The 13,149-nt window shown below is 62.1% G+C and carries 11 protein-coding genes; 8 read left to right on the top strand and 3 right to left on the bottom strand.

What is annotated here, in order from left to right; genetic code table 11:
• Position 1 precedes the first annotated feature (1 nt).
• Positions 2-2,326, bottom strand: a complete 2,325-nt coding sequence (locus NKH80_RS16670; protein ID WP_254820171.1) for an NADP-dependent malic enzyme — start codon at positions 2,324-2,326, stop codon at positions 2-4.
• Positions 2,327-2,725: 399 nt separating this feature from the next.
• Between NKH80_RS16670 and NKH80_RS16665 the strand changes: the two genes are divergently transcribed.
• Together NKH80_RS16665 and NKH80_RS16660 are read left to right on the top strand one after the other, a co-directional pair.
• Entirely contained in the window at positions 2,726-4,126 is a 1,401-nt protein-coding gene (locus NKH80_RS16665) for a selenium-binding protein SBP56-related protein (protein WP_352507847.1), read from the top strand.
• Between the two features lie 24 nt (positions 4,127-4,150).
• On the top strand, positions 4,151-4,816 hold the full coding sequence (locus NKH80_RS16660; RefSeq protein ID WP_254820173.1) for a hypothetical protein: 666 nt from the start codon (positions 4,151-4,153) through the stop codon (positions 4,814-4,816).
• Positions 4,817-4,956: 140 nt separating this feature from the next.
• On the opposite strand, the gene NKH80_RS16655 is transcribed toward NKH80_RS16660, so the two are convergent.
• The gene (locus NKH80_RS16655; RefSeq protein WP_352705551.1) at positions 4,957-5,736 is read right to left on the bottom strand and encodes an SDR family oxidoreductase; all 780 of its coding nucleotides are present in this window, start codon (positions 5,734-5,736) and stop codon (positions 4,957-4,959) included.
• 120 nt (positions 5,737-5,856) lie between these two features.
• On the opposite strand from NKH80_RS16655, the gene NKH80_RS16650 reads away from it, so the two are divergent.
• Positions 5,857-6,678, top strand: coding sequence for a UDP-2,3-diacylglucosamine diphosphatase (locus NKH80_RS16650; protein ID WP_352507849.1), 822 nt, complete (start codon positions 5,857-5,859; stop codon positions 6,676-6,678).
• Positions 6,679-6,805: 127 nt separating this feature from the next.
• Positions 6,806-8,023 carry an MFS transporter gene (locus NKH80_RS16645; protein ID WP_352507850.1) on the top strand — a complete coding sequence of 406 codons (1,218 nt, stop codon included), beginning with the start codon at positions 6,806-6,808 and terminating at the stop codon, positions 8,021-8,023.
• Here NKH80_RS16645 and dgcA read toward each other — a convergent pair.
• Entirely contained in the window at positions 7,994-8,977 is a 984-nt protein-coding gene (gene dgcA / locus NKH80_RS16640) for an N-acetyl-D-Glu racemase DgcA (RefSeq protein WP_352645536.1), read from the bottom strand. The two genes, NKH80_RS16645 and dgcA, sit on opposite strands and share 30 nt — an antisense overlap.
• Before the next feature lie 77 nt (positions 8,978-9,054).
• On the opposite strand from dgcA, the gene NKH80_RS16635 reads away from it, so the two are divergent.
• The 4 genes from NKH80_RS16635 to NKH80_RS16620 are packed head-to-tail and all read left to right on the top strand — an operon-like array spanning position 9,055 to position 13,140.
• Complete coding sequence (locus NKH80_RS16635; RefSeq protein ID WP_352705546.1) at positions 9,055-10,239, top strand: ABC transporter permease; 1,185 nt, start codon at positions 9,055-9,057, stop codon at positions 10,237-10,239.
• A gap of 1 nt (position 10,240) precedes the next feature.
• Entirely contained in the window at positions 10,241-11,059 is an 819-nt protein-coding gene (locus NKH80_RS16630) for an ABC transporter ATP-binding protein (RefSeq protein WP_254820179.1), read from the top strand.
• A gap of 13 nt (positions 11,060-11,072) precedes the next feature.
• Positions 11,073-12,446 (top strand): MlaD family protein, encoded by a 1,374-nt coding sequence (locus NKH80_RS16625; protein WP_352992555.1) that lies wholly within the window; start codon positions 11,073-11,075, stop codon positions 12,444-12,446.
• 37 nt (positions 12,447-12,483) lie between these two features.
• On the top strand, positions 12,484-13,140 hold the full coding sequence (locus NKH80_RS16620; protein WP_352992553.1) for an ABC-type transport auxiliary lipoprotein family protein: 657 nt from the start codon (positions 12,484-12,486) through the stop codon (positions 13,138-13,140).
• The last annotated feature ends 9 nt before the right edge of the window (positions 13,141-13,149 follow it).

Here is a 13,149-nt window from a genome sequence, read left to right as displayed (position 1 = left end):
GCTAGCCCAGATCGACGATGGCTTGCGCCTTATGCGCGGCTTCGACCACTGCCAGTGCCGTCATGTTGACGACGCCGCGCGAGGTGACCGACGGTGTCAATATGTGCGCCGGGCTGTCGGTGCCGAGCAGGATCGGGCCGACATGCAGCGCGTCCATCATCGTGCGCAGCGCGGTCAGCGTGATGTTCGCCGAATCGAGATTGGGAAACACCAGCAGATTGGCTTCGCCCTTCAGCCGCGAATGCGGATAGACGCGTTGGCGCAGCTGCTCCGATAGTGCCGAGTCGGCATGCATCTCGCCGTCGCATTGCAGGTCGGGCGCGATGCGCGCCAGGATCGCCGCCGCCTGCCGCATCTTCATGGCGCTTGGCGAATCGCGGGAGCCGAAATCAGAATGCGACAGCAGCGCTGCCTTGGGCTCAATGCCGAAACGCTGAATTTCCTCGGCCGCCAAAACGGTCATTTCCGCAATTTCTTCGGCGGTCGGATCGACGGAGACATGGGTGTCGGTGAGGAAAATGATGCCGCGCTGCGAGATCAGCATGGACAGCGTCGACAGGTCGCGATCCCTAATGCCGGGGCGCGGCCCGATGATCAGCGTTACGTTGCGCAAATGGCGCTCGAAACGGCCTTCGAGCCCGCAGACCATGGCGTCGGCGTCGCCGCGCTTCAGGGCAAGGGCCGCGATCACCGTATTGTCGGTGCGCACCATGGTGCGCGCGGCTTCCGTCGTCACCCCACGCCGGCCGGCAAGCTCGATCAAAAGGTCGACATAGTGGCGGTAACGCGGATCGTCTTCCGGGTTGATCAAGCCGAAATCGACGCCCGGCTTGATGCGCAGCCCGTAGCGCTTCAGCCGCACCTCGATGACATGCGGGCGGCCGATCAGGATCGGTTCGGCAATGCCTTCCTCGAGCACGACCTGGGCGGCGCGAAGCACGCGCTCGTCCTCGCCGTCGGCATAGATGACGCGTTTGGCGCTCGACGTCTTGGCCATCGAGAACACCGGCTTCATGACCAGGCCGGAGCGGAAGACGAAGCGGTTCAGCTTGTCGATATAAGCGGCGAAATCGGTGATCGGCCGGGTCGCGACGCCGGTCTCGCAAGCTGCCTTGGCGACAGCAGGGGCAATGCGCAGGATCAGCCGCGGATCGAAAGGCGAGGGGATCAGGAACTCCGGACCAAAGATCGGCGTCTCGCCGGAATAGGCACGCGCGGCAACGTCGGACGGCTCTTCGCGGGCGAGCGCTGCAATCGCTCGCACAGCAGCCATCTTCATCTCTTCGTTGATGGCGCTTGCGCCGCAATCCAGCGCGCCACGGAAGATGTAAGGAAAACAGAGTACGTTATTGACTTGATTGGGGAAATCGGAGCGGCCGGTGCAGATCATCGCGTCGGGCCGCGCCGCCCGTGCTGCTTCCGGCATGATTTCGGGATTGGGATTGGCCAGCGCCAGGATCAGCGGCTTTGGCGCCATGTGGTGGAGCAATTCCGGCTTCAGCACGCCGGCAGCAGACAGGCCGAGAAACACGTCGGCGCCGGGCAGAACGTCGGCCAGCGTACGCGCCTCGGTGTCCTTCACATAAGGGTCTTTCCAGCGGTCCATCTCCTCGACGCGGCCCTTATGGGCGACGCCGAACCGGTCCGTGACCCAGATGTTTTCGACCCGCGCGCCGAGCGAGACCAGCAGGTTGAGGCAGGCAAGCGCCGCAGCACCAGCGCCCGACGTGACGATCTTGATGTCCGAGATGGACTTGCCGGCGAATTCCAGCCCGTTGAGCACGGCGGCGGCGACGATGATGGCGGTGCCGTGCTGGTCGTCATGGAAGACTGGTATGCCCATGCGGGCTTTCAACTGCTCCTCGACTTCGAAGCATTCGGGCGCCTTGATGTCTTCCAGGTTGATGCCGCCGAAGGTTGGTTCCAGCGCCGAGATCGTTTCGACCATGCGCTCGATGCCCGGTGCGTCGATCTCGATGTCGAAGACATCGATGCCGGCGAACTTCTTGAACAGCACCGCCTTGCCTTCCATCACCGGCTTGGAGGCGAGCGGACCGATATTCCCGAGGCCCAGCACCGCCGAACCGTTGGTGACAACTCCGACCAGATTGGCGCGGGCTGTATAGTCGGCGGCGGTTGCCGGGTCGTCGCGGATTTCAAGGCAGGGGGCGGCGACGCCCGGCGAATAGGCAAGCGCCAGGTCGCGCTGATTGCCCAGCGGCTTCGTCGCCTGGATTTCAAGCTTTCCGGGACGGGGGTGCTTATGGAAATAGAGCGCCGCTTCGTCGAGGTCGGATCGGGCCGCCTTCTTGCTTTCGCCTGTCATGACGGCCGCCTCCTCAGTTCAGTCCGTTTGGTGTTTTGAGTCTCTTAGCATGCAGCCGAGGCTTTTCGAGAGGTGATATGTCGCAAGCGCGAGCTTGCGGCTTGCACCCCCGCCCTCCTGTGCGGTCTGCCATTGAGATGTTGGGGCGATAGGCGGGGTGCTGCGGCGAGGTACGCGGCCCAGTTCGAATGTCTGGTGGCGCTCGTCGCTCACAGAGGCCTTGCGGCGAAACAAGTCGACATTGCAGTTCTCCAAAATCCGTGAGATTCTTCGAAAAGTCGCACGAAATAGCGTGCGAACAACAAAGCGCCCCGACGTTTTCGGCGGACATCCAAACGCATCACAGATCGTGCCCCTGATTGTCGGTCGGACTGCTTAACCTGCCAAGGGAGGACGACAATGACTGTACGGCCAGACCCGACTTTCCACGCGACTGCCAAGCTCGCAATGCAGGCGCCAGTCGAAAATTTTGCCTACACTTTGATGTTGAGTCCCGACTTCTCTCAGCCAGATGGACTAGCCATAGTTGACGTAAACCCGAAGTCGAAGGACTACGGCCAGGTCGTCCATAGCGTGATAATGCCGAACAAGGGCGACGAGTTTCACCATTTCGGCTGGAACGCGTGCTCTTCGGCCCTTTCGCCGCTGAATGGTCACCCGTTTCTCGAGCGCCGCTTTCTGATCATTCCCGGTATTCGATCTTCGCGCATTTACGTCATCGACACCAAGGGCGGACCGACCAAGGCCAAGATACACAAGGTCATCGAGCCAGAAGAAGTGTTTGCCAAGACGGGCTATTCCAGGCCTCATACGATTCACTGCGGTCCGGAAGGTATTTATGTCTCGACGCTTGGGGGCGGTGGCCCTGACGGCACCGACGGACCTCCCGGCATCTTTGTCATGGATTGCCAGACGTTCGACGTCATCGGGCGCTACGAGATCGATCGCGGGCCGCAGGACAAGCAGTATGATTTCTGGTGGAACCTGCCACGCGACTACATGGTGTCGAGCGAGTGGGCCCTTCCGCCCCAGTTCGAGCAGGGCATCGTGCCTGAAGACCTCCTGTCGAACAAATACGGACACCGGGTGCATTTCTGGAATTTGCGCGAACGCAGGAACGTGCAGACCATCGATCTGGGCGCCAACCACCAGATGGCGCTGGAAGTCCGCCCCGCCCATGACCCGGTCAAGGAATACGGTTTCCTTGGAGTGGTCGTCGACACGACAAACCTCGAGGGATCGATCTGGACCTGGTGGCGCGAGGGCGGCAAATTCCATTGCGAAAAGACGGCGACCATCCCGCCCGAGGCAGCCGCCAAGGATGACCTGCCGCCGTTGCTTCAGGGCTTCGAGGCGGTGCCGCCGCTAGTAACCGACATCGACCTGTCGCTCGATGACCGATTCCTCTACGTATCCTGCTGGGGCACCGGCGAGATGCGCCAATACGATGTGACCGATCCGATGAAGCCTAAGCTTGCAGGGTCCATCCATATTGGCGGCATCACGCGCAAGGCCAAGCATCCCGGCGGCGGCGACTACAGGGGCGGACCGCAAATGGTCGAGATCAGCCGCGACGGCAAACGCGTTTACTGGACCAACTCCCTGTATTCGACTTGGGACGATCAGTTCTATCGCGATGGTATTCCGGCAGCCATGGTCAAGGCCAATGTCGGCGAGAACGGTGGAATCACCCTGGACAAGGACTTTTATGTCGAGTTCCCCGAGGGGTATCGCTCGCACCAGATTCGTCTGGAAGGTGGCGATTGCTCGACGGATTCGTTCTGCTATCCGTCGGTGTAACCGACTGCCCGGGTCAATGAAGCGATGAGCGAGTGGACGACGGCCGGTCTCTGGCTGGCCGTCGTCGCCAGCGGCATTTATCACGGCATCAATCCTGGCATGGGCTGGCCGTTGGCCGTTTCGGCCGGCCTTTTGGACAGACGTGCCGGCGAATTGTTTCGGGCGCTCGGCCTTTTGGCAATAGGCCACTTTGTGGCGATGATCGGTATCCTGCTGCCCTTCGGCGCGATGCTGACGCTCATCGTCTGGGAACGACAGATTCGCATCGCGGCGGGGTTGATTGTGATCGCAGCCGGGATCTATCTCCTGATCAACCGGCGCCACCCGCGTGTTCTTGCCCGTATCCCGCCGGCGCAATTGGCCTTGTGGTCTTTCGCGGCCGCCACCGCGCATGGCGCCGGGCTGATGCTGGTGCCGATTTATCTCGGCTTGTGCCAGGCAGGCGATCTCGATGTTGGACACCAGGCGGCTACCACGCTCATGGCCGGTAATCTGATCACCGCCACCACCGTCTCCGTGGTCCATACGGCCGCGATGATTGTAAGCGGCGGTGTTATCGCCATTGCCGTCTATCGATGGCTCGGACCCAAGTTCATCTCACAAAGCTGGTTCAATCTCGACACTGTGTGGGCCCTGAGCCTGATCCTGGTGGGCGGAATTGGGATCGCGAGTATCGGATTCGCTCGCTAGCTTGCATGCATTGGCAAAGGAATTCTCCCTTCTGCGAATGTCAGGAAGGTCAGATCGCATCATGCGGCGCTCGCACCCAACAACCGCAAAGGGTCGTTCTTCCGCCGTCCAGAGGGTAACCAAGCGTTTGGATTCTACCACTAGAACGCGCTGACGTAGAGGCCGCCGTCGACCGGTACGTTCTGCCCGGTCAGGTAGCCGGCATGGACCGAGCACAGGAAGGCGCAGATCTGGCCGAATTCCTCCGGCGTGCCGAGCCGTTTGGCCGGAACATTGGCTGCTGCTTGCGCCTTGCGCGCGGCAGCTGCCGCCGGATCCTCGACACAGCCGGGTTCATGCGGGCCGCGCAGCCGGTCGGTGTCGAGTTTTCCCGGCAGCATGTTGTTGATCGTCACATTGCGGTCGATCACCGTCCGCGCGACGCCGGCGAGGAACGAGGTGAGGCCGGCGCGGGCGCCGGACGACAGGTCGAGGCCGGGGATAGGCACATAGACGGACAGCGAGGTGATGTTGACGATGCGGCCGAAGCCGCGCGCCGCCATGCCGTCGATCACGGCCTGAACCAGTTCGACAGGGGTTACCATGTTCTGGGTGACGCCCTCGAGGATCTTTTCGCGGTCGAGCGCGCGGAAATCGCGAAACGGCGGACCGCCATTGTTGTTGACGAGGATGTCGGGATCGGGGCAGGCGGCAAGCAGCGCCTGCTGGACATCGGGTTTGGATATGTCGCCGACGATCTCGGTCACCTTGACGCCGAATTTCTCCCGCAGTTCAGCGGCGGTTTTGGCCAGCACGTCGGCGCTGCGGCCATTGACGACCAGATCGCAGCCTGCCTCCGCCAGTGCCATGGCGCAGCCGCGTCCCAAGCCTTTGCTCGAAGCGCAGACGATGGCCTTCTTGCCGCGAATGCCGAGATCCATGGTGATTTTCTCCTCTGATTGCCGTGGCAACCTATCCGGATGGCTGGACCAATCGCAACCGTCATACGGTTGTTGCATGAATCGGGGCATAGCCTCACGCGAAAGCAACGGTGACAAATGATGTCCGGCGCAGAGCCCCGCACTTTCCGCAGCATGTTCATCTCCGACGTCCATCTCGGATCGAAAGCGGCGAAGGCCGAGTTCCTGATCGATTTCCTGCGCCATCACGATGCCGATATCATCTATCTCGTCGGCGACATCGTCGACGGCTGGCGCTTGAGACGAAGCTGGCATTGGCCGCAGAGCCACAATGACGTCGTCCAGAAATTGCTGCGCAAGGCGCGCAAGGGCGCCAGCATCACCTATATCGCCGGCAATCACGACGAGTTCGCGCGCCAGTTCCAGGGCGTGCATTTCGGCGGCATTGTCGTCGCCGACCGCGCCATCCACGAGACCGCCGATGGCAAACGCCTTCTTGTCATTCATGGCGACCAGTTCGACACCGTCGTCCACAATGCGCGCTGGCTCGCCTATCTCGGCGACTACGCCTATGACGCGGCGATGCTGGTCAACCGCATCATCACGCGCCTGCGCCAGGTGCTCGGCCTGCCTTACTGGTCGTTCTCGTCCTGGGCCAAGGTCAAGGTCAAGAAGGCGGTGAATTTCATCGGCTCGTTCCAGACCGTGCTGACCGAGGAGGCGCGCCGCTCGCACGTCGACGGCGTGATCTGCGGGCATATCCACCATGCCGCGATCGAAAGCTACGAGGACGTGCAGTACATCAACACCGGCGACTGGGTGGAGAGCTGCACGGCGGTGGTCGAGCATTTTGACGGCCGGATGGAGATCCTGCACTGGGCGCATGTCCTGCCGGAGACTCCGGTCGGCGGCGAGGTGCTCGTGCCGATCGACATCAAGGGCAGGGCAGTCCAGGCGGCTTGACCAAAACCCGGCCGCCCTCGCTTCAATCGGTTAGTCCAGCGGTTTCATCGACTTTTTCGCCGTGTTATGCAGCGGCAGGTGTGGTGGGCCGACCCGGCTGAATGCCGTGCCGACGGATCGCCTGTCAATGTCCTCGCTGCCGCCGCTTTCGCCCGAACAGCTCGTCAAGCCACGCCATTTCGAACTGCGCATGAGCTTGATCTTCTTCACGCTCTTCGTGCCGCTCGGAACGCATGTGCCGTATTTTCCCCTGTGGCTGCAGGCCAAGGGGTTCCACGCCGAGCAGATAGCCGTGATCCTCGCCGCGCCGATGTTCCTGCGTGTGGCAACGACGCCTTTTCTTACCGCGCTGGCAGACAAAGCGAGCGATCGCGCCAATGTCTATGTTGCGCTGGTCGCCGCATCGCTGATCCTGTCCGCCGGCTACCTCCTGCCGCCGACCTACGCAATGGTACTTGCCGTATCCCTGGCGCTGACGGTCGTTTGGACGCCGCATTCGCCGATTGCCGATTCGCTCGCCCTTTCTGGTGTTCGCCGCTTCGGCTCGAACTACGCCGGCATGCGCAAATGGGGCTCGATCTCCTATCTCTGTGCCAATCTCGCCGGCGGTTTCATCTTGTCGGCGAGCGGTGCTCAGGCTGTCCCGGTGATCATCTTCGTGTCGTTATGCGCCGCGCTAGCCGCCGGGCTGATTGCGCCGCGCCTCGGCCGCCCGCGCCGCGCCTCGCCGCTTTCGGCTGCCGACATCCAGCAATCGGCATCAAAACTCCTCAACCCGTATTTTCTTTATTTTTCGACCGGGGTCGGCGTCATCACCGCCAGCCACGCGTTTCTCTACGGCTTCGTGTCGATCTACTGGAAGTCGATCGGCATCAGCGATTCGGTTGTTGGGCTGCTCTGGGGGTGGGGCGTCGTCGCCGAGATATGCATGTTCGTCGTCTTCACTCGGGCTTTCGCCTCCTTCTCGATCGTGTCGATCATGCTGATTGCCGGGACAGGCGCTATCGTGCGCTGGATCGCCTTCCCTTTGATCTGGCCGCTTGGACTTGGCGTTGGCGGGTTTTTCGCGATCCAGACGCTGCACGCGGTTTCGGTGGCGCTGGTGCTGATCGGCCTGCAAAAGATGATCGGTGAGACGGTCGTGGAAGAACGCACCGGGGCGGCGCAAGGCATCGCCTATTTTTCCAACGGCTTCTTCATGGCGGTGGCGACGCTCATTTCCGGTCCTCTTTACGACCGCTTCGGCGCGAACGGCTTCTTTGCCATGATCCCGATCGCCCTGACGGGCCTGGCGCTGATCGGACTTGCGGCGCGTTCAGCCCCACAGCGCCGGCTCGGGCGGTGACACCAGCGACCCTTGATAGACGAGACCGGGAATGCGGTCGCGGGCTAGCAGCAACGGACCGTCGAGATCGACGAAATCGGCATCCTGCGCCAACAGAACGGCCGGCGCCATCGCAAGCGATGTGCCGACCATGCAGCCGACCATAACGCCAAGACCCAGTTCGCGGGCGCGGTCGCGAAGCACGAGTGCTGCGGTCAGGCCGCCGGATTTGTCGAGCTTGATGTTGATGGCGTCGTAGAGGCCGACAAGCGCTCCAATATCCTTCGCCTCGTGCACGCTTTCGTCGGCGCAGATCGGCACCGGATGCGCGATGTGGCGAAGAATACCGTCATGTCCCGCCGGCAGCGGCTGTTCGATCAAGGCGATACCTTGCGCAGCGGCAAAGGCGAGGTTTTCTACGATGTTGTCGTTCGTCCAGCCTTCGTTGGCATCAAGAATGATTCGGCTGTCGGGTGCCGCCGCCGTCACTGCGCGGATGCGGGCGATGTCGTTGTCGCCGCCGATCTTGACCTTGAGCAGCGGGCGCTGGGCGTTGGCGCGGGCCTGCGCCGCCATCGCTTCCGGCTCGGCGAGCGACAATGTGTACGCCGTCTCAAGCGGTCGTAACGGAACGGTTCGTATCGTATGCGCCACCGGTGTTCCGCTGATCTTCGCTTCCAGGTCCCAGAGCGCGCAGTCGATGGCGTTGCGTGCCGCGCCGGCAGGCATGGCACCGAGCAGGGCGATGCGGCTGATGCCGTGCGCGATCTCACTGCGCATCGCCTCTATCGCGCCACGCACACCCTCAACGGTCTCGCCATAGCGCTTGTAAGGAACGCATTCGCCGCGCCCTGTACGGCCGTTTTCGGTGATGGCGCAGGAAATCACCTCCGCTTCGGTCTTCGAGCCGCGCGAAATGGTAAAGGTCCCGGCTATCGGAAAGCGCTCGGCCTCGACCGAAATGACACGCGCCATATTTTTCTGCTCCGGCTGTGCACAAGGAGGATGTCGGCAAATCGACAGCTCGGCCCCGTCAGGCTAAACAGGACGCCATGTTGACCATCCGCAAACGCGACGCAAGCGGCCCTGCCAAGGAGCCCGACCACCAGCCGCGCATCGCGATCGGCGAGGAGGGCGGCGTTCTTGGCTGCGCGTTCTCGGGAAGCTGGACGACACGCACCGTCGCCCTGGTCGATGCCGAGATGCGCAAGATCGAGAAGCGCAGCGGCTTCCAGACGCTGGCGCTCGATCTGTCGCAGATCGAGAAGATGGACACTGCCGGGGCGTGGCTGATCGATCGCCTGGTGAGCAGCTTCGAAAAGAAGGGCGTCGAGATCAAGATGCAGGGGCAAAGCGAGATTGCCTCGATCCTGCTTGGCGCCGTCGGCGATGCGGTTCGACGCGAGCCCGGATCCGGTCCGACAAAGCCGCCCAACTTCATCATTCGGGGGCTCGAGGCGGTAGGCCGTCGCGTCTATGAGATGCGCGACGATTTCCTGGCCGCAATGAACATCCTCGGCGCCACGATACGCGGCTCTCAGATGAAGCTTGGCCGTGGCCATGCCGTCAATATGGCGGCGATCTTCAACCAGATCGATCGCATGGGCGTCGGCGCCATACCGGTGGTGGTGCTGATGTCGGCCATCGTCGGTGCGATCGTTGCCCAGCAAGGCGCCTATCAGCTCAGTTATTTCGGCGCCGACATCTTCGTCGTCGACCTGGTCGGCGTGCTGATCCTGCGCGAGCTCGGCGTTTTGATGACGGCGATCATGATCGCCGGCCGCTCCGGTAGCGCGATCACCGCCGAGATCGGCTCGATGAAGATGCGCGAGGAGGTCGATGCGCTGAAGGTGATCGGTCTTAATCCAATCGGCGTGCTGGTGTTTCCGCGGCTGGTCGCGCTGGTCGTCGCGCTGCCTTGCCTGACGATCATCGCCAACTTTGCAGCACTGGGCGGCGGCATTTTGGCTGCGTGGCTCTACTCTGATATTGCACCGGCAGCGTTCATCGACCGGCTGCGTGTCGCAATCGACCTCAGCACCATCTTTGCGGGCCTGATCAAGGCGCCGTTCATGGCCATGATCATCGGCATAATCGCCTCGGTCGAGGGCATGAAGGTTGGCGGCAGCGCCGAATCGCTCGGCCAGCATGTGACCGCCTCAGTGGTGAAGTCGATCTTCGTGGTCATTATCCTCGACGGGCTTTTCGCCATGTTCTATGCAGCGATCGAGTTCTGAGATGGCGCTGCCGGGCACAAACACGACCAAGGTGGCGACGAAGGTCAAAGAAGACGAGATCGTGCTGTCGGCACACGACATCACCGTATCGTTCGCCGACCAGGTCGTTCTCGACAAATTGTCGCTCGATATCTGGCGCGGGGAGATTCTCGGCTTTGTTGGTGCCTCCGGTGCGGGCAAATCTGTTCTCTTGCGCACCATCCTTGGCTTGACGCGCAAGCAATCGGGCACAATCAAACTGTTCGGCGTCGACGTCGAGAAGGCAACCGAAAGGGAGCGCCTTCGAATCGACATGCGGCTTGGCGTGCTGTTCCAGCATGGCGCCCTTTTTTCGGCGCTGACGGTCCTCGAAAACGTCCAGGTGCCGATGCGCGAATACCTCGATTTGCCGAAGAAGCTGATGGACGAACTTGCCATGCTTAAGGTGGAGTTGGTCGGACTGCCGCCGGAGGCGGCGCAGAAATTCCCCTCCGAGCTCTCCGGCGGCATGATCAAGCGCGCCGCCTTGGCGCGCGCCCTGGCGCTCGATCCGGACATCGTTTTCCTCGACGAGCCGACGTCAGGCCTCGATCCAATTAGTGCGGCTGAATTCGACGAATTGGTCGTCAAGCTGCGCGATACGATGGATTTGACCGTGTATATGGTCACGCATGATCTCGACACGCTGTTTACCGCGTGCGACCGCGTGGCGGTGCTTGGCAACAAGAAAGTGCTGGTCGAGGGCACGATCGACGACATGCTCAGGAGCGAGGAACCCTGGGTAAAATCCTATTTCCGCGGAAAACGCGCCCGGCAACTTGATCTTGCGGCGCGCGCATAGCCATAAGTGAGCAATGGAAACCAGGGCCAACTACGTCATTGTCGGCATTTTCACGCTGGCCGCGATCCTCGCGGCTTTCGCTTTCGTCTATTGGACGGCGGCTATCGGCGAAAGGGGCGAGACGGCGGTGCTGCGCGTGCGCATTCCAGGCTCCGCTTCGGGGCTCGGCCGTGGCAGTTTCGTGCTGTTCAATGGCGTCAAAGTCGGCGACGTGCGCCGTGTCTATATCGACGTCGACAATCCGACTGCTGCTATCGCCGACACCGAAATAGACCGGAACACGCCTATCACCAAGTCGACGCAGGCCGATATCGGGCTTGCCGGCCTCACCGGCCAGGCCAACATCGAGCTCAAGGGCGCCGACCCCAAGGAGCCAAAACTCCTCGACGAGGCGGAAAAGGAAGGCCGCGTCGCCGAGATCGTTGCCAACCCGTCGGCGGTCACCAACCTGTTGCAGACGGCGCAGAACATCTTCACCCGGGCCGACAAGGTCCTTTCGGAGCTCGAAGGCTTCACCAAGGATGTTCGCGGGCCGCTGACGCAGACCGTCAACAATGTCCAGACCTTCTCCGATGCACTGGCCAGGAATGCGGACGGCGTCGACAAGTTCCTGGCCAGCGTCAGCTCGCTGGCGGACGAACTGAAGGGTGTTTCGGGCAAGCTCGACGGCACCCTAAAGGCGGCGGAAGGGCTACTCAATGCCGTCGACAAGGACCAGATCAAGAGCATCGTCGCCAACGTTGACACGGTCACTTCCAACCTCAAGGAAACCAGCAAGCAGTTCGACACGGTTATCAAGAACGTCGACACGGCGGTCGGCTCGATCAACGACTTCGCCCAGAAGACGCAAGGCACGCTGGCCAAGGTCGACGGCGTTCTCGACGGCATCGATCCGGCTGAGGTGCGCACCGCGCTGGCCAATATCCAGAAGGCCAGCGAAAACGCCAACGAGGCTGCCGCCGACATCGCCAAGGTGACCAACAAGTTCGCCAACCGAGCCGACGACATCGATGAAACCATCAAAGACGCGCACCAACTCGCAGGACGCCTCAACGATGCCTCGGTGCGAGTCGACGGTATTCTTGCCAAGGTCGACAAACTGCTCGGCTCCGGTCAGGCCGACGGCGTCATGGCCGACGCCAGAGCGACGCTGAAATCGTTCAAGCAGGTCGCCGACACGCTGAACGCCCGTCTCGGTACCATTACCGACAATCTGGCGCGGTTCTCGGGACAAGGGCTGCAAAACGTCGAAGCGCTGGTCCAGGACAGCCGCCGTTCGATCAACCGCATCGAAGAGGCGGTAACCGATCTCAGCCGCAACCCACAAAGGATCTTGTCCGGCGGCGAGGGCGAGGTCCGGCAGTTCGACGGCAGGGTGCGCCGTTGACTTCGATCCCCGACCACCGCAAGAACATAGCTGGCAGATGCGCATTGTTTCCACGATCCGGGGGGGATCGCGTTTGAAGTCGATCAGTTCAGGCAGCATCACATCGGGTGGGTCTAAGGTCGGGGCGGTGTTGCTGGCGCTTTCGCTTGCAAGCTGCGCGGCCTTGCCCGGCGGCAGACCGGCGCCGCTGGATACGTTCGAGCTTTCGGCGCCGTCGCTGGAAGCGCGTGCCCGCAGCCGGCGCCAGATACTCATCGCCCAGCCTTCGGCGCTCAAGGCGCTGGATAGCCAGAACATCGTCATCAAGCCATCACCGCGATCGATCCAGTATCTCAAGGGCGCGCAATGGGCCGACCGGCTGCCGATGATCGTACAGGCGCGGCTGGCAGAGACGTTCCAGCGCTCGGGCAGCTTCACCGGCGTCGGCAAGCCAGGCGAGGGGCTGGCGATCGACTATCAGGTGATCGTCGAGATCCGCTCGTTCGAGGTGCGTGTCGATGGCGGCGAACATGCCGAGGTCGAGCTGTTCGTGCGCCTGTTGAACGACCGCAACGGTGAAGTGCGCGCTTCGAAGACGTTTAGCGCCATCGCGCCCGTTTCGGGCAATGGCAACCAGGCCTATGTCGGCGCGCTCGATGCCGCGTTCGGCGATGCGGCCGGGCAAATCGTCCGCTGGACCGACACTGTGATCTGACGCGGCCGG

Source organism: Mesorhizobium sp. M0904 (genome assembly GCF_040319475.1).
Lineage (GTDB): Bacteria > Pseudomonadota > Alphaproteobacteria > Rhizobiales > Rhizobiaceae > Mesorhizobium.
Note: the sequence above shows the minus strand (reverse complement) of the source record. Positions and strands in the feature narration are given on the sequence as shown.